Origin of the sequence: Methylomonas koyamae, from assembly GCF_001644025.1 — a bacterium.
GTDB classification, from domain to species: Bacteria; Pseudomonadota; Gammaproteobacteria; order Methylococcales; family Methylomonadaceae; genus Methylomonas; species Methylomonas koyamae_A.
Genome location: NZ_LUUK01000154.1, coordinates 1 through 16269 on the forward strand (window position 1 = coordinate 1; position 16269 = coordinate 16269).

Annotated in this window: 16 protein-coding genes; 9 read left to right on the top strand and 7 right to left on the bottom strand. The window is 58.2% G+C overall.

All coding sequences use genetic code 11. The annotated features are described in order from the left end of the window. Positions 1–81 precede the first annotated feature (81 nt). Entirely contained in the window at positions 82–699 is a 618-nt protein-coding gene (locus A1355_RS10360) for a glutathione S-transferase family protein (protein WP_064027705.1), read from the bottom strand. Between the two features lie 195 nt (positions 700–894). Between A1355_RS10360 and A1355_RS10365 the strand changes: the two genes are divergently transcribed. From A1355_RS10365 to A1355_RS10400, 7 genes are all read left to right on the top strand, one after another. After that, positions 895–1794: a LysR family transcriptional regulator gene (locus A1355_RS10365; RefSeq protein WP_064027707.1), complete on the top strand. Its 900-nt coding sequence runs from the start codon at positions 895–897 to the stop codon at positions 1792–1794. A gap of 328 nt (positions 1795–2122) precedes the next feature. After that, on the top strand, positions 2123–2341 hold the full coding sequence (locus tag A1355_RS10370; RefSeq protein WP_064027709.1) for a DUF2281 domain-containing protein: 219 nt from the start codon (positions 2123–2125) through the stop codon (positions 2339–2341). Then, on the top strand, positions 2341–2754 hold the full coding sequence (locus A1355_RS10375; RefSeq protein ID WP_064027711.1) for a type II toxin-antitoxin system VapC family toxin: 414 nt from the start codon (positions 2341–2343) through the stop codon (positions 2752–2754). The genes A1355_RS10370 and A1355_RS10375 overlap by 1 nt, the downstream gene beginning before the upstream one ends. Positions 2755–3495: 741 nt before the next feature. Next, positions 3496–4971, top strand: a complete 1476-nt coding sequence (locus A1355_RS10385) for an ATP-dependent nuclease (RefSeq protein ID WP_197471780.1) — start codon at positions 3496–3498, stop codon at positions 4969–4971. A 476-nt stretch (positions 4972–5447) separates the two neighbouring features. Then, positions 5448–5702, top strand: coding sequence for a type II toxin-antitoxin system Phd/YefM family antitoxin (locus A1355_RS10390; RefSeq protein ID WP_064027715.1), 255 nt, complete (start codon positions 5448–5450; stop codon positions 5700–5702). Continuing rightward, positions 5702–6127, top strand: coding sequence for a type II toxin-antitoxin system VapC family toxin (locus A1355_RS10395; RefSeq protein WP_064027717.1), 426 nt, complete (start codon positions 5702–5704; stop codon positions 6125–6127). Before A1355_RS10390 ends, A1355_RS10395 begins: the two co-directional genes overlap by 1 nt. Before the next feature lie 185 nt (positions 6128–6312). Further along, a complete protein-coding gene (locus A1355_RS10400) occupies positions 6313–7140 on the top strand; it encodes a spondin domain-containing protein (RefSeq protein WP_064027719.1) in 828 nt (275 codons plus the stop codon). Between the two features lie 213 nt (positions 7141–7353). Here the strand turns inward: A1355_RS10400 and A1355_RS10405 are convergent, their stop codons facing one another. The 6 genes from A1355_RS10405 to A1355_RS10430 form a co-directional block, all read right to left on the bottom strand. Beyond that, complete coding sequence (locus A1355_RS10405) at positions 7354–8001, bottom strand: methylamine utilization protein (RefSeq protein WP_157197840.1); 648 nt, start codon at positions 7999–8001, stop codon at positions 7354–7356. After that, complete coding sequence (locus tag A1355_RS10410; protein WP_064027723.1) at positions 7971–9269, bottom strand: hypothetical protein; 1299 nt, start codon at positions 9267–9269, stop codon at positions 7971–7973. Before A1355_RS10410 ends, A1355_RS10405 begins: the two co-directional genes overlap by 31 nt. 7 nt (positions 9270–9276) lie before the next feature. Continuing rightward, positions 9277–11034, bottom strand: coding sequence for an ATP-binding protein (locus A1355_RS10415; protein WP_064027726.1), 1758 nt, complete (start codon positions 11032–11034; stop codon positions 9277–9279). Then, positions 11031–11753, bottom strand: a complete 723-nt coding sequence (locus A1355_RS10420) for a response regulator transcription factor (RefSeq protein WP_064027761.1) — start codon at positions 11751–11753, stop codon at positions 11031–11033. Before A1355_RS10420 ends, A1355_RS10415 begins: the two co-directional genes overlap by 4 nt. A gap of 104 nt (positions 11754–11857) precedes the next feature. After that, a complete protein-coding gene (locus A1355_RS10425) occupies positions 11858–12397 on the bottom strand; it encodes a peroxiredoxin (protein ID WP_082885480.1) in 540 nt (179 codons plus the stop codon). Beyond that, a complete protein-coding gene (locus A1355_RS10430; protein ID WP_064027728.1) occupies positions 12394–13323 on the bottom strand; it encodes a DMT family transporter in 930 nt (309 codons plus the stop codon). The genes A1355_RS10425 and A1355_RS10430 overlap by 4 nt, the downstream gene beginning before the upstream one ends. Before the next feature lie 198 nt (positions 13324–13521). On the opposite strand from A1355_RS10430, the gene A1355_RS10435 reads away from it, so the two are divergent. Both A1355_RS10435 and A1355_RS10440 read left to right on the top strand, forming a co-directional pair. Further along, entirely contained in the window at positions 13522–14937 is a 1416-nt protein-coding gene (locus A1355_RS10435) for a PLP-dependent aminotransferase family protein (RefSeq protein WP_064027731.1), read from the top strand. 208 nt (positions 14938–15145) lie between these two features. Further along, positions 15146–16237 (top strand): response regulator, encoded by a 1092-nt coding sequence (locus A1355_RS10440; protein ID WP_064027733.1) that lies wholly within the window; start codon positions 15146–15148, stop codon positions 16235–16237. The last annotated feature ends 32 nt before the right edge of the window (positions 16238–16269 follow it).

Here is a 16269-nt window from a genome sequence, read left to right on the forward strand (position 1 = left end):
GAGCGGAGCCGAAGGGAACTTAAAACCTCAAGCGGCCAAGCAATAGACTCCGGCCCACTCAAACGGCATGATCAAACCCGATCAAGCCGACGCGCTCGGCCGTTGCCCGACCCGATCCCGCCAGCCGCGCAAGTTCGTGCAAGTTTCCGGAATGCCAATCTGCAGCAGCTCGATCAAGGCCAGACCGGCAAACAACGTGATGTCCGGCATCGTCAACTGTTCGCCCATCACATAACGCCGGCCGCGCAGCACGCTGTCGAAATAATGCATGCCCCTGATCGCCACCTGGCGCTGGTATTCGCCCCATTCCTTAATTTGGATCGGCTCCAGCTTGCCCAAACCGGCCGTGGCGTGATGGAAATAATCGCTGGCGGCGTCCAACACCAAGGCTTCGGCGCGGCGTTGCAGCATATGGATTTGCGCGCGCTGTTGGGCGGTTTCGCCGGTCAAAACCGGCGTGCCGGCGCTATGGTCCAGATACTCGGTAATCGCGGTGCACTCGGCGATCGCCGTGCCGTCGTCCAGCACCAACACCGGCACCTTGCCGACCGGATTCAGCTGCAAAAACTCGGGACGTTTATGTTCGCCGTTCGGCACGTCGACCTGAATAAACTCGATACGGTCGGTCAAGCCTTTTTCGGCGGCGGCCATCCGGGCGCGGAGCGGGTTGGGGAAAGCGCGGAATTCGTAAATTTTCATAAAAACCTCTGTAATGTAGGGAATGATGGAATCGGGTTGCGGCCGGCCTTTGCCAACCGTGGGGACAGTGTATTGGCTACTTCGAATAAACAGAATACGGACAAATTACAATTCACTATTCCGTTTATCGGAATAAAATAGGCGTTCAAGCGCCGCTTACCGACCCCGGTTCGGACCGATTCAAGGAGGTAGAAGATGGACAAACTGCAAGCGATGACGGTATTCGTCGCGGTCGCCGAGGCGCAAAGCTTTGCCGGCGCCGCCCGGCGTTTGGCAATGTCGCCGCCGGCGGTAACGCGAGCGATTACCGCCTTGGAAGAACGTTTGCAGGTCAAGCTGCTGCAGCGCACCACCCGGCTGGTGCGGGTCACCGATGCCGGCCAACGTTATCTGGAAGACGCCAAGCGGATACTGGCCGACGTCGACGAAGCCGACGAAGCCGCCGCCGGTATCAACGCCGAACCCGCCGGCCACCTAGCCGTGACCGCGCCGGCGCAGTTCGGCAAGTTGTATGTAATGCCCGGCATCGTCGATTATCTGCAACGCTACCCGGCGATGAGCGTGACGGCGATGTTCGTCGACCGGGTGGTCAATCTGTTGGAAGAAGGCATGGATGTCGGCATCCGCATCGGCGAATTGCCGGACTCCAGTTTGCGGGCGTTGCGGGTCGGCCAGGTGCGGCCGGTGGTGTGCGCGGCGCCGGAATATTTAAAGCGCCACGCAGCCCCCAACCACCCGAGCGAACTGGCCGGCCATGCCCTAATCGCCGCCGGCGGCCTCAGTGCCGGCCCGGACTGGCGCTTCGGCAGCGGCGCGGACGCGCTCAGCGTGCGGGTCCAACCCCGACTGGTCACGACCACGATAGACGCCGCCATCGAAGCCGCCGTGCTGGGCCTGGGCCTGACTCGCCTGCTGTCCTACCAAGTCGCCCTCTACCTGGCCAGCGGCCAGTTACAAACCGTGCTAAACCGCCACGAACCGCCGCCGGTCCCGATCCACGTCCTGCACCGCGAAGGCCGCTACGCCTCGGCCAAGGTCAGAAGTTTCGTGGATTTGATTGCCGAGCGGTTGAAGCGGGAGGCGAGGTGGTTGTGAGGCGGTTAAACGCGGTTTTGGAAACGGCGCTGTCTGTAACAGCGCTCGTCACAGCACCCGGTAAAGGTTCGGCGTGAAGTTGTTCAATGGCGGTTTTCAAGATAATCTTCCGGCTGATTCAAGATGATTTTTTAATGATGCTCTCGTAACTTGAAAGGACAAGAAAAGGCACATAAGCTGTCATTCAAAAATCCAGCTGCGATTTAGCCCCAAGGCATACAAGCTTGCGTAATCGCATATTTCGAGGTCAACATGTCTCCGATTAAGCCATCGCGAATCGGAGCTACCCAAGTTCCTGATTGAATTGCAAACCTAAACGGAGGCGAACATGTTAACGGCGATAAAAGGTTATTACGACCACGGACGAATTGTTTTACAGGAAGAAGCCCCCGTGCAGTCTAAAGCCGATGTCATTATTACTTTTTTAACGGAATCTCCGGTCGATGAAACTCGCCCGGCGCAGCGGATTCCCGGCGGTTTGAAAGGCCAGGTCACCATTCCCGACGATTTCAACGCGCCGCTGGATGATTTACACGATTACATGTAATGAAACCCAAAGCTTATCTGGCCGATACCCACTGTTTGCTGTGGTTTCTGGATGACCACCCTAATTTGCCGCGCAGTGTGCTGGCGGAAATGCAGGAGCCAGACAACGATGTTGTTTTCAGCCAAATCAGTTTGTTCGAGATTGCGATTAAACAAAAAATCGGCAAACTGCCTGACTTTACCGCTGAGTTGGACGCGATTTATCTTCAATCGTTACGCGCCGGTTTTCGTTTCTTGCCCATCCAAAACGCGCATTTGTTCGGCTATCACAAAATTCCGCTATTCGAGCAGCATCGCGATCCGTTTGATCGTTTGCTGTTGGCAAGTGCTTACCAGGAAAATTTGATTCTACTGTCCGCGGACAATCATTTCGCCCTTTACGAACAATGGGTTCAGGTGTTTTGGCCGCAGTGATGGCCTATCTGCTTTTTCGGGTTATTTTTTGCGCAATAGAATGCCGCCGTTAGGCACATCGTTTGCGACCGTTGCGCCTCGCCACCGGCTCGGCACAACCTATGTGGGGTGCGCAATTTATCGAGTTAAACCGGCACGAACCGCTGCCGGTCCCGATTCACGTCTTGCACCGCGAAGGCCGCTACGCCTCGGCCAAGGTCATAAGCTTCGTGGATTTGATAGCGGAGCGGTTGAAACGGGAGGTTAGGTGGTTGTGAGGCGGTTAAACGCGGTTTTAGAAACGGCACTGTCTGTAACAATGCTCGTTACGGCATCCGCGGCGAAAGTTCGGTGTGAAGTTGTTCAACGGCGGTTTTCAAGATAATCGTCCGGCTGGTTCAAGATAATTTTTTAGCGGTGCTTTCGTAACGAATTGATATTGTTTGACAAGTCTGGCAATTTTAAAGATGTGAGAATCGCATGCCTAAAGAAAGCCAAAAAACACGAGGTAAAGTCGGTGCGGACTTTCATGTAGTCAGCTACGGTAAAAGCATGACGGCTGGACCCACTATGCATACCAGCATAACCAACGTTAGTGGCTGAATTATAAAGAGCTTATTGTGCCAAATTGAGGCGTTGCTTGATTGCAAGACTTGACCCTGTTCAGATGCGTATGAAGATTGACGCATACGGTTGGTCTAGCATATAAGATATGCGGATTTAGATAATAACTTATTAAACCCAATCTAGAAGGATGTTCCTATGAAATTGTCAGCGCTATTGATCTCAAACTTTAAAGGCATAAAGGACGAAATAAAAATACTCATCGACAATATCGTTGTTTTGGTTGGCCCAAATAACTGTTGCAAGTCAACTATTTTGGATGCTTACGAAGCTTATGTTTCAATGGGAAGCGCTTTAAGTTTGGATCACTTTTACGGCAGAAATGCAAATACACCTGTGATTATTACAGGTATCTTTAATGATGTTACTCAGGATGATATCGACACTTTAGGGCAAGAGTGGCTTTTACAAAATGACCGTGAGTTTGGAGATTGTGCAAAATTTCAAATTCGCTGGGAAATACCAGACGAAAATGGAGTCAAATATAGTTTTAGCAACAAAACAAATGATTGGAAGAAGGGCGGAGCAGGTGGCTGGAACACGTTACTGCAAAGTAGGTTGCCAATTCCAATTCGATTAAATCCGAATGATGGCTATGATGCTTTGGAAAAAGTAGTAAAGGACTTGGCATCAAAAAATGCAGCCAAGAAATTAAAGGATGACAAAAGCAAGGTCGCAGGCATTGTCGCAGAAATTGAAAAACTTGCTAAGGAAGTAGATAAAGAACTATCTGGAAGCATTGGGCAACTAAGTAGCAAAATTGAGGCAGAGTTAAATAAATTATTTCAAGGTGCGACTGTAAGTTTTGAAACAGGCGTTGGAAAGTTTAAAGCAGAAGATGCGATTAAGGACGGCAGTAAGTTCTTCGTAAAAACAAGTAATCACCCGGCATCTTTAGAGCATCAAGGAACTGGATTAAAAAGAGCTTTTTTATGGTCGGCAGTAAATGCCTTATGTAGCGAGGGGATGTACAAAAAAGGTACCAAAGTAATCGAAGATGAAACTCCAAAAGTGTTATTGATTGATGAGCCTGAAATAAACTTGCATCCTTCTATAATCAGGTCTGCCAGAAAAGCAATTTATGCATTAGCGGACTTAGATGGATGGCAAGTAATATGTACTACTCACTCTCCAGTGTTCATTGATCTCACGCAAGACCACACGACGCTTATTAAAGTATCGAATAGTCAGCAAGGAGTTTACTACTTCCAGACCGATAAAGCTCAGTTCAGCTCAGATGAAAAAGATAACTTAAAGATGCTAAACCGTTGCTGTCCAACAGTTAATGAATTCTTTTTTTATCCTAACGCCATATTGGTTGAAGGCGATACAGAATACTTAGCCTATCAGTACATCATCGAAAACAGTGGCCTTGAGGGAAATTATTGTGTAATAAATTGTAGAGGAAAGGCTAATATCCCTACATTTATAAAAATATTTGACCAGTTCAATGCGAATGCTATCGCTGTTCATGATCTAGATACAAAACTAAGAAAGGATGGGGTAGCTAATGCAATGTGGGCAATTAATATCAATATCAGAGCGTTAGCAGACGCAACAAGAGGTCGGGTTAAAACTGTTGTTCATAATCCTGATTTCGAGGTTTTTATCTAAATGAGTCACCTTCAAAAGACAAGCCTTACAACCTTTTTACGCACTTAACATCACCTGATTTTGAAACTGATGATAAATATAAAGAATTAAGGGAATCACTAAATTCAATTATTGATGGGACACGTAAAGGCTTGTATAGCACTCAGGCAGATCTAGATGCTATGGCTGAACTAAGCAAGCCTCGATGAAATCGAGGATTCGAAGGGCTCTCGTTGTGGTAAGGAACGAACCGAATCATCCCGAACGATGAGGTGCATGCTGTTCACCGCATCTGGTCTAAAGTGCTGCACGATTGGATTGTGGTGCAATCGTTGCATGCTTTCAAGCGACGTATGCCCTGCATACCATTTTCCAATTCAATTTGAATCGCCACACCCCGCTAAGCCGACCCAATTGTCCAGCGCGCGGCGGCAAAAAGCTGGTGCCCTTTGCTCGCTTGTAGTAATGTTCATACATTGTAAATAGAGGGCGTCGCCATGGCTATTACAACCATCTCCAGCCGAGAGCTGAATCAGGATGTTACCCGCGCGAAGAAGGCGGCCAAGAATGGCCCGGTATTCATCACGGATCGGGGCAAGCCCGCACACGTCTTGTTGAGCATCGAGGAATACCAGCGGCTGACAAAGCAGCGCCGCAACATTGCCGATTCGCTAGCCATGCCGGATGCGGCGGACATCGAGTTCGAGCCGCAACCTTTGACGATAGAGGCTAGGCCGGCAGATTTCGGATGATGTATGTTCTCGACACCAACGTAGTTTCCGAGCTGCGAAAAATCCGAATTGGTAAGGCGAATGCGAATGTGGCGGCATGGGCCGACAGCGTCGATGCCGCCGACTTGTTTTTGTCGGTTATCACCCTGATGGAATTGGAGCAGGGCGTTTTGTCGATCGAGCGCAAGGACGCCAGCCAAGGTGCGGTGTTGCGGGCATGGCTGGAACAGCAGGTCTTGCCGGAGTTCTCCGAGCGGACGCTGCCGGTCGATACAGCGGTTACACTGCGTTGCGTCAAGCTTCATGTGCCCGACAAACGCGGCGAGCGGGATGCGCTGATCGCGGCGACGGCGCTGGTGCATGGTATGGCGCTGGTCACCCGCAACGTGGCCGACTTCCAGGCTACGGGCGTGACCATCCTCAATCCGTGGGAGGTCATGCAGTGACTGCCCCGGTGGGCACGGTGTTTGTGTTCACGCGAATTGAAACGGTGGGCAAATTTGCCCACCCTACGACTGGCTGATTGACAGCCCCACATCTCACACCCATTTGACCACCCCGTGAAGATTTCGTGATGTTTCCGATTGCACAATGGCCGCGCCATTTGGCATTCACATTAAGGAGAATCACGATGCAAAAAAACCATGCTTTCGCGCTGTCGGCGCTGTTGTTGGCGGCCGGCGCCGCTCCTTTGAGTTCGGCCGAGGCGGCTCAAGTCACGCTGAGTTTCAGCAATCTGTCCGCCGCCAACGGGCCGGCCTTGAGTCCGTTTTTCATCGCCTTGCACGACGGTTCGTTCGACGCGTTCGATGTCGGCACCACGGCGTCGTCGGCCATCGAAGCGATTGCCGAATTAGGCAGCGGCGCCGGCTTGTCGTCGGCGTTCGCGGCCAGCGGAGCGGCGGCGGCCGGCGGCACCAGCGCGACGGTGACCGCGTCGGTCAACGCCTTCGGCCCCGGCATTTTCCTGCCCGGCGCCAAAGGCAGCGTCACCCTGGACCTAGACCCGGTTAAAAACCGCTACCTGAGTTATTTCGCGATGGTGGTGCCGTCCAACGACCGTTTCGTCGGCAACGACTCGCCGACCGAAATCGAATTGTTCGACGCCCAAGGCCATTTCACCGGCGGCACCTTCGTCGAGAACAGTAGCAGCATTTGGGACGCCGGCACCGAACTGGACGGCACCACCGGCGCGGCCTTCCTGGCCGGTTCCAATGCACTGGAAAGTCCGGCACAAAACGGCACGATTCAGGCCAACCACGACTTCGCGGTCTACGCCGGCCTGGCGACCGCGGCCGGTTACAATTTTACCGACTTGCCCGGCGCCAATACGCCGCTGCTGCAAATCAGCGCGGTGTCGCAAGTGCCGGTACCTGGGGCGGCCTGGTTGTTCGGTAGCGTGTTGCCGTTGTTCGGCTGGTTGCGGCGGAGGGCGCCTGCGTCGGCTTTGCCGGCTTGAGGCGGTCGGCTTAACTCGGTGGAGTACAAATCTAGATTTGTACTCCGATCGGCGCCCGGCTCTAGCCGAGTCGTTCTATCGCTGATGTCTAGCGACTGGCTGCAGTTTTTCCGACTCGGTGACGAAATGGCGCATTCCCCCTTTGCCATTTCGCCGCTGCCCACGTCCGGTTTGGAGTACAAATCTGGATTTGTACTCCGGTTTCGCACCGCATCAAAACCCGTCGCCGTAACCTTGATTTTGCAAACTGGCCGGCGGCTTGCCGGTTTGGAAACGGGCTTTTAATTCCACGGTTACCGTCAATTCGGCGGCCGGTACGCTGACGATTTGCTCAGCCGCTTGTTCCAACGCGTCAGGGTGCCAGAAGCTCAAGCGGTAGCGGCCGTCCGGCAAATCCAGCGTCCAGCGGCCCTCGGCGTCGGTAACCGCCAGGTAATCGGCATCGCTGACGTAGACGTAACCCAACATCCAGTCGTGAATATTGCAACCCAGCGCGACGATGCCGGGGCGGTCGAACAATACCGGTTCGCGCGGCACGCCGCTATAGAGCTTGATCTCGAAACGCTTGGCCGCGGAAAACGAATAGACGTGGTGCTTGATCGCGTCGCTGTTCGGAAAATACACCGGCGTGCCGCTGCGCACCGCCAACACGTGCGGGACGAATTCGCGGCTTTTCTGATCCAGCGCCATCGCGGCCGGCGCGGGCGGATCGTTGACCCGGCCGGCGGCGTCCAAGGCTTGGGCCGCGACCACCAGATCGGCCAACGGCCTGCCGCCGGCCAAGGCTTTCCCCGCCAATTCCGCGGCCGGCGCGACCACGGCCCAAGCCGTTAAAAAAACAGCCGGTAAGCGACTTGCCACAGTGTGTCCTCCTGATAAGCGGCTTCGCCGCGTTCCTGCCGCGCCGGGCGGGCGCTGAAAATGCGGCTGAATTCGACATTCAATTGATGGTGCTGGGCAAAGGTCAGGTTGTAATTGACGGTCCAGGCTTGACCGTGTTCGCCGTTGCGGTCTTGCGGCAGGTAATCGCGTTCGTCGCTGCCGAAACGTTCGTAGCGCACGCTGAAACGGCCGTCGCCCAGCGGCCGGCTCAACAGCCAGCTTGCCGACCAAAAGCCGACGTCGACCGCACGCAAGTCGCCGAGCAATTCGCCCATGCTGGTTCGCCCGGTCATTGCTTGCGAAATCAAAGTGGTTTCCCACGGCAATTCGGCTTTGGCGCCCAAACTCCAGAAGCGGGTGTGCCAGCCGTATTGGCCGGCGGACAGCGCGGCCGGATCGGCGTTGTTGTCGTAATACAGCGCGCGCAAGGTGTAACGCTGGGGCCGTTCGGCGGCGATGCCGGCGTAAAAGCCGGGGCGGCCGTCCACTTCGACGAAGGTCTGGCTGGCATTGGCCTGCTTCGGAAACAGCGCCGGTATGGCGATGCCTTCCGGCAGACGCAGACGGCCGGTCAAGGTCGATTCGAAGTCGTGCAAATTCCAGCCGCGCCAGGCCAACATCAGGCCGGCGGTGTCGTTGTTGGCCAAACCGGCGCCGAACACGCCGAATTTATCGCCGGCTTCGGTTTGGTAATCCACCCGCAGCTCGCCGCCGAACGCGCGCAATTCCTCGCCGACCCAGGCGTTGATCGTCGACGAGCTCAAGGTGTACGGGCTGCTCCAGGCGGTGCCGGTGTTTTCCAACGAAATCGGCGGAAAGAACATGCCCAGCCGGCCGGCCAAACGCCAGCCGGCTGCACCGACCGGCCGGTAGGCCAGATAGGCTTCGGTCAAGTCCAGCGGTGTCGATTGACGGTCGGCGTATTTGACGGTGGCGTTGAGCATCCAATCCCAGTCCAAGCGTACCTGCAAGGTGGCGGCGGCTTCGTTGACCCGCCAGCGGTCGCGCTCGCCGCCGGCGCGCAGTTTGCCCAGGCCGTGTTCCAGCTCGCCCGGCGCGGCGTCGCTGTGTTGGTAGCGCAGGTCCAGCAGGCCGTGCCAAGTCACTTCCGGAAATTGGCCGTCGGCGGCTGCGCTGGCTGGTGACAGCCAGCCGAAAACAGTCAGCAGCGCTAGAGAAAATCCGCGGCAGACCGAAATCGCGGACTCCGGCCTCAACGGGAACGACGTTGGCGGTCTGCTGCGCATGGTTCGGTTACCGGCTGCCGCCGGCCGCGCGCGCCGAATCCGCCAGCGGCAAGTCGAAACGAAATTCGCTACCGACGCCGAGGGTACTTTCCACTTGCAAGCGGCCGCCGTGCAGCTGGGCGATCTTGCCGACCACGATCAGCCCGAAACCGCCGCCGTCGGCGCGGGCGCGGCGCGCCAGCGGCGAGTCCCAATCGCATAAGGTCGGCAGATATTCCGGAGAGATACCGATGCCGGTATCGCCGACCGCCACCGCCACCCGGCCGCGCGCCGGCCACGCGTCCAGCCGGACTCGGCCGCCTTTCGGCGTGTGGCGCAACGCGTTGTCGATCAGATTGGTCAGCAGGCGCTCGATCAGGCCGATGTCGGCGGCAACGATAGGCAAATCCGGGCGCAGTTCGGCTTGCAAGCTCACGCCGCGCTGCTCGGCTTGCAAGCGGTATTTTTGGGCGACGTCCTGCAGCAATTCGGCCAAGTTGAAGGACTCGGGATTCAGGCTGGCGTCGTCGCATTCCAGTTTGGCCAGCTCGAACAACTCTTGCGCCAAGCGGCTGACTTTTTCGGTCTGACGCAACGCGGTATCCAGAAAATGTTGCTGCTCGTCGGACGGCAGGGTATCGGCCTTGCGCTGCATGGTCTCCAGAAAGCCGCGCAACGCGGCCAGCGGCGTGCGCAAATCGTGCGATACCGAGGCCACCAGCTCGCGGCGTTCCTGGTCTTTCTGACGCAGTTCGCCCAGTTGGCCGGCCAGTTGCGCGGCGCGGACGAAGGTATCGGCCAGTCGGCCTAATTCGTCGCTACGGCCGGTGAGCGAAGAGGCGGCAAAATCGCCGTTGACCGCCCGTTCGCCGGCGCCAGCTAGCGCGCGCAGCGGCCGCGACAGATTACGGGCGATGATCACGCTGCCGGTCAGAGTCGCCAACAGGCCGAGCAACAACACCCCGGCCGCCAGCAATAACATATGGCGGTAGCCGGCGAAGGCGTCGGTGAATTTGATTTGCAACAACGCGACGATGCCTTCCGCGCGGCCGGCCGCCGGCAAAGTCAGTACCCGGCCGAGATAACGGCCTTGACCGGTATCGACCGTGGCGGTCAGCGCCCGGTCGGCCGGGTTGTTCAGCAAAGCCAGGGCCGCCTCCGGGGCCGAACCGGCCAGCAGGCGGTTGCCGTTGGCACTGAGTTCGGCCAGACCGATATGCAGCGGCAACAGCGAGTTTTGCCGAAACCGGGCGATGCGCTGTTCGTCGACGGCCTGCGCCACCGCCACCCAGCCCATCGGCAACGGCGCCAGGACCGGCACCAGCGCCCATTCCTGCAGGCGATCGTTCAGCAGGCCGAACCAGACCAGCGGGCGGTCGGCGTCCGCCTCCGCCAAGGTTTGCGCATACGGAAACGTTCGGCCTTGCCATAGTCCGGCGCTATCGGCGACGACGTTGAATTGCGGGTCGATAAACATGCCGCGCTGGGCGCGGACCCGCAACAGCAGATTTTCCAGCGCCGAGGCGATGGTGGCCGGGTCGCCGCCGGTCACGGTACTGCGAAAGCCAAAATCGGCGACCAGCAAGCCGGTTTCGCCGGCGACTCGTTCGGCGCGTTCAACCAGCAGTTGCCGGAAGGCTTGCTCGGCGTAGCGCAAGTCCTGGTCGAGCTGACGCAGCAGATTGTCGCGTACCGCGAGATAAATACAGACCACCGTCAGCGCCTGCACCGCGACGAACAGCGCGGCGAACAATAGCGCGATGCGGCTTTGGAAGCTCAGCGTCATGCGCCGGGGTCGTCCGCTCCGGCGAACTTGTAGCCGACGCCCCACACCGTCAGGATGCGCGCCGGTTTGGCCGGATCAGCTTCGATTTTGGCCCGCAAGCGGTTGATGTGTGAGTTGACAGTGTGTTCGTAGCCGTCGTGGTTGTAACCCCAAACCTGGTTCAGCAATTCCAGCCGGGTGAACATGCGGCCGGGATGGCGGGCGAAGAAGTGCAGCAAGTCGAATTCGCGCGCGGTCAGGGCTACCGGTTGACCGTCCAACGCCACCGCGCGGCTTTGCGCATCGATCCGCAAACCGCCGGCGATCAGAACGGCATCGGCCGGTTCGGCGGCCGGTTGGCTCAACGCCGCCACCCGCCGCAACAGCGCGCGGACTCTGGCGACGACTTCGGCCAGCGCGAAGGGCTTGGCGATGTAATCGTCGGCACCCATTTCCAGACCGACCACGCGTTGGATGTCGCTGGATTTGGAACTGACGATGATGATCGGCGTATACACCGGCCCGGCTCGCACCCGCCGGCAAATTTCCAAGCCGTCGACGCCGGGCAGCATCACGTCCAGCAACAGCAAGTCGTAGCGATTGCCGGCGATCGCCGCCAGCGCGGCATCGCCGTCGCCGACGGCATCCACCCGATAACCTTCGTCGCGCAGATTGTCGGCCAGCAGGCCGGCAATGTCGGGATCGTCTTCGACCAGCAGCAGGTGTTTGGTTTTAAGCATCGACGGCAGGATGTTTAAAAAACGCCGATTATCGGCCAATCCAGGCCGCGACGCCATTCACGAAAGACTCACCGCTCCGTGATAACTCCGTGAGATTTGGCCGTTTAAGGCCCGGCTTGCAATTTTTGCAATACATCGGCCACCCGTTGCGCGTCCAAGGCCGGATCGACATCGTCGTCGATGCGCCGGACGATCAGTTCCGGATCAAGTATGAATGTGCGGCGCTTGGCCATCGTCAGCACCGGCATTTTTACGCCGTAGGCGTCGGTGGTCAGCGCATCGACGTCGGCAAGCAGCGTGAAATTCAAGCGATGCTCGCGGTGAAACACCTGCAAAGCGGCAACGCTATCGGTACTGATCCCAAATACCTCGGCATTTTGGCGGCGAATGACGTCGATGGCATCTCGGAACGCACAGGCCTGGGTGGTGCAGCCAGGCGTGCCGGCCTTGGGGTAGAAATACAATACGGTCCAGCCCTTACCGCGCCGCTCCGCCAAATCGAATGCGCCGCCGTCGTGGGTAGGCAAGCGAAACAGTGGCGCCGGACCGCCGAGAGTGGGCGGATCGGCCCAACTCGGCGACGCGAACGGCAGCCAAGTCAAAAACAAAGCCAAGCGTTTTAACAACGGCGAATATTTATTCATGGCGACCTCGCGTCAGAGTGTGAAAGGGCCGGAACGCGCAAGCGGCGCGGCTCGCGCCGGCCCAAGATCACGCAAACCAACACGATGGAAGCGGCGATCATTTGCGAGCGGCCCACCGCTTCGCCCAGGATCAGCGCCGCGCCGGCCAGCGTCAGGAACGGCTGCAACAATTGCAGTTGACCGATCCGGGCAATGCCGCCCATCGCCAAACCTTTATACCACGCGAAAAAGGCTAGATACATGCTGACGAGACTGACGTAAGCGAAACCGCCCAAACTTGTCCAGCCGACCGCCGCCCAATGCGCCGGCGCGGCCAGCCAGACCGCCGGTAACAAACACGGCGCCGCCAACAGCAAAGCCCAACTGATGGTCTGCCAAGCGCCCAGCTCGCGCGACATCCGCGCCCCCTCGGCGTAGCCGAAACCAACCGAGGCCACCGCCCCGAGCAGCAGCCAATCGGCCCGGCTAAGCCCACCCCCGCCTATCCACCAGCAAAAACCGACGATCGTCGCACCGCCAATCAGCGTGGCCGTCCAATACGGGATGCCGGGACGCTCGCCGGCCAGCCAAGCCGCGCAGAGCGCGGTCGCCAACGGTGCCAGACCGACGATGACCGCGGCATGCGCGGCGGCGGCGGTATGCAAGGCCAATGTCGAGAGCAGCGGAAAACCGACAACCACGCCCGCCGCGACCAGGGCCAATCGTCCGCATTGGCGTAGGGAGGGCCGGGGCGCTTTCGCCCACCAAAGCACGACAGCCGCCAGCCCGGCGGCGACCACGGCCCGGCCCAGGCCGACGAAGACCGGGTCCAGGTCCGCGACAGCCAGCCTGGTGGCCGGCAAGGTTAAACTGAAACCCAGGATGCCGAGCATCCCGAAGCACGCGGCACGCCCGTCGGCACCGCGCGGTTGATTCGGTAGATTCATGATGGTTTCTCATAGGTTGGCGAAACGTCGAATCGTCGGCGAATCGGACCCGCAAGCCCTACCGACAATTGACGTGCTTATGCTAGCCGACTCAATCAAAACCGATACAGACCCAAAAGTGTTAAATTTAACCCGTACAGAATCCGCGAATGCTTGTCTGTATTCGTCACCGCCACCCACAACTGTAACGGTCGCCCAATGTCATTGCTATACCAGGAAATCGCCGAACGTCTCGCCAGCGCCATTGCCTTGGGGGTTTACCGACCCGGCGAACGCTTGCCCAGCGTGCGGCAATTGGCCGAAACCCAACAGGTTAGCGCCGCGACGGCGGTGCAGGCCTTGCGTTACTTGGAAGACCTCGGCCGGATCGAAGCCAGACCGAGATCCGGTTATTATGTGCGTCCGGCCGCGCCGGCGACCAAATTGCCGGAACCGGCGGAGTCCGGACCGGTGCTGCAGCCGTCGCCGGTCAGCGGCCAGGAATTGGTGCTGCGTTTAGCCAAAGCCGCCGCCGAGCGCCGCACCGTACCCTTCGGCGCCGCGGTCCCGGCGCCGTCTTTTCTGCCGGTCCTTAGAATCGAACGCGCCCTGGCCGGTTGCGCCCGCCGCCATCGCAACCGGATCGCCGGCTACGAAATGGCGCAAGGCAATCCGGAACTACGCAGACAGATTGCCCGGCGCATGCTGGAAGCCGGCTGCGCGCTGGCGGCGGACGACATCGTCGTGACCAACGGCTGCCAAGAAGCCATCGCGCTGGCCTTGCGAGCCGTCACCCAAACCGGCGACATTGTCGCGATCGAGTCGCCAACCTTTTACGGTCAGTTTCAAGTCATCGAAGCCCTGGGTTTGAAAGCTATCGAAATTCCCACCCACCCGCGCGACGGCATATCCCTGGAAGCGCTGCAACTGGCCTGCGAGCAATGGCCGGTGAAGGCCTGTTTGGTGGTACCCAACTACAGCAACCCGCTCGGCTTTTTAATGAGCGAATCGCGTAAGCGCGAACTGTTGGGTCTGGCCGAGCGGCATCGGTTCGCGCTGATAGAAGACGATGTCTACGGCGATTTGGGTCATGGCGCGAAGCGGCCGCCGGTCATCAAGGCCTGGGACGACGACGGCCGGGTGCTGCATTGTTCGTCGTTTTCCAAATCCTTGTCGCCCGGCCTGAGGATTGGTTGGATCGCGCCGGGACGCTATTTAAAGTCAGTCGAATACCTGAAATACACCGCCAATCTGGCAACGCCGTCGTTGACGCAATTGGCGGTCGCCGAATTGCTGGCCGACGGCGGTTTCGAACGCGGCCTGCGCCAATCCCGGCGCCGCTATGCCGAGGCGGTCGCGAGAATGACCGCCGCCATCGTCCGATATTTTCCGGCCGCCTCCAAACTGACTCAACCGGCCGGCGGTTTCGTCCTGTGGCTGGAATTGCCCGAAGCGGTCGACGCATTAGTGTTGGCGCGGCGGGCCTTGACCGAGGGTATCAGTATCGCTCCCGGTCCGGTCTTTTCGGCGACCGGTAAGTACCGCAACTTCATCCGAATTAACTGTGCCTGCGACTGGGATCGGAACATCGAACGCGCGGTCGAGAAATTGGGGCGCTTGGTCGCCTCCGCTTGAGCCTATCCAATCCCGTGATCGAAGCGGTCGAGCCCGGCCGCCCCCAGCGGTTTCCAGTATTCGGCGACCTAGCCCAGGAGTTTGATTGCGCTCACAGTTTTGCCGGGACCGGCTCGGAAAAATCGTGATAGAGTTCCCAGCGTGATTCACCGACGGCGCAACGCATTGTCGATTGCAAACATTAAAAATTAAGGAGTATCCGCAACCGATGCTCAGAAAAACAGTATTGATCGTCGACGACGCGCCCGAAAACCTAACGGTCCTTAGCGAATTGCTGGCGCCGTTGTACCGGGTACTCGTCGCCAATTCCGGCCGAAAGGCTCTTTCCATCGCCGGCACCCGGCCTCGTCCCGATTTGGTGCTGCTGGATGTGATGATGCCGGACATGGACGGTTACCAAGTCTTCGAGCAACTACGCGGACAACCGCAAACCGCCGACATTCCGGTCATTTTCGTCACCGCGATGGATAGTGCCGAAGCCGAATTGCAAGGCCTGGACGCGGGCGCGGTCGATTACATCACCAAACCGATCACCGCGCCTATCTTGCTGGCCAGAGTACGCAACCAACTGGAACTGAAACAGTCCCGCGATTGGCTGCGCATCCGCAACAATCGGCTGGAGTCGGAAATCGCCAGACGCATGAGCGAAAACGAAGCCATTCAAGACGTCAGCATCCGCGCACTGGCCCGATTGGCCGAAATCCGCGACACCGAGACCGGCAACCACATCCTGCGCACTCAATGCTATGTGCGGACACTGGCCGAAAAGCTGACGGCCAATCCCCGCTTCTCCGCGCTGTTGACCGACGACTACATCAAACTATTGGCCCAGTCCGCGCCGTTGCACGATATCGGTAAGGTCGGCATTCCCGACGCGATCTTACGCAAGCCCGGTCCGTTGGACGCTCAGGAATGGCGCATCATGAAAACCCACGCCAAACTGGGCAGCGACGCGATCGAATTGGCCGAACGCGAAGGCGCCGGTCCGGTGGCCTTTTTGAATCTGGCCAAGGAAATCGCGCATTGGCACCACGAAAAATGGGACGGCAGCGGCTATCCTGACGGCTTGAGCGGCGACGCCATTCCGTTGTCGGCGCGGATCATGGCCTTGGCCGACGTATTCGACGCGCTGATTTCCCGGCGGGTTTACAAGGAAGCGCTAGCCCTTACCGAGGTCCGGCGCATTATCGAAGAAGGCAAGGGCCGGCATTTCGACCCCGATCTGGTCGAGGCGTTTTTCGGCGATTTCGACGCGTTCCGCGCGATCGCCGACACCTACCGCGACGATGCCAACCCTTAAACCACTCTCCGCCGCCGCGCTTCTCGCTTGGC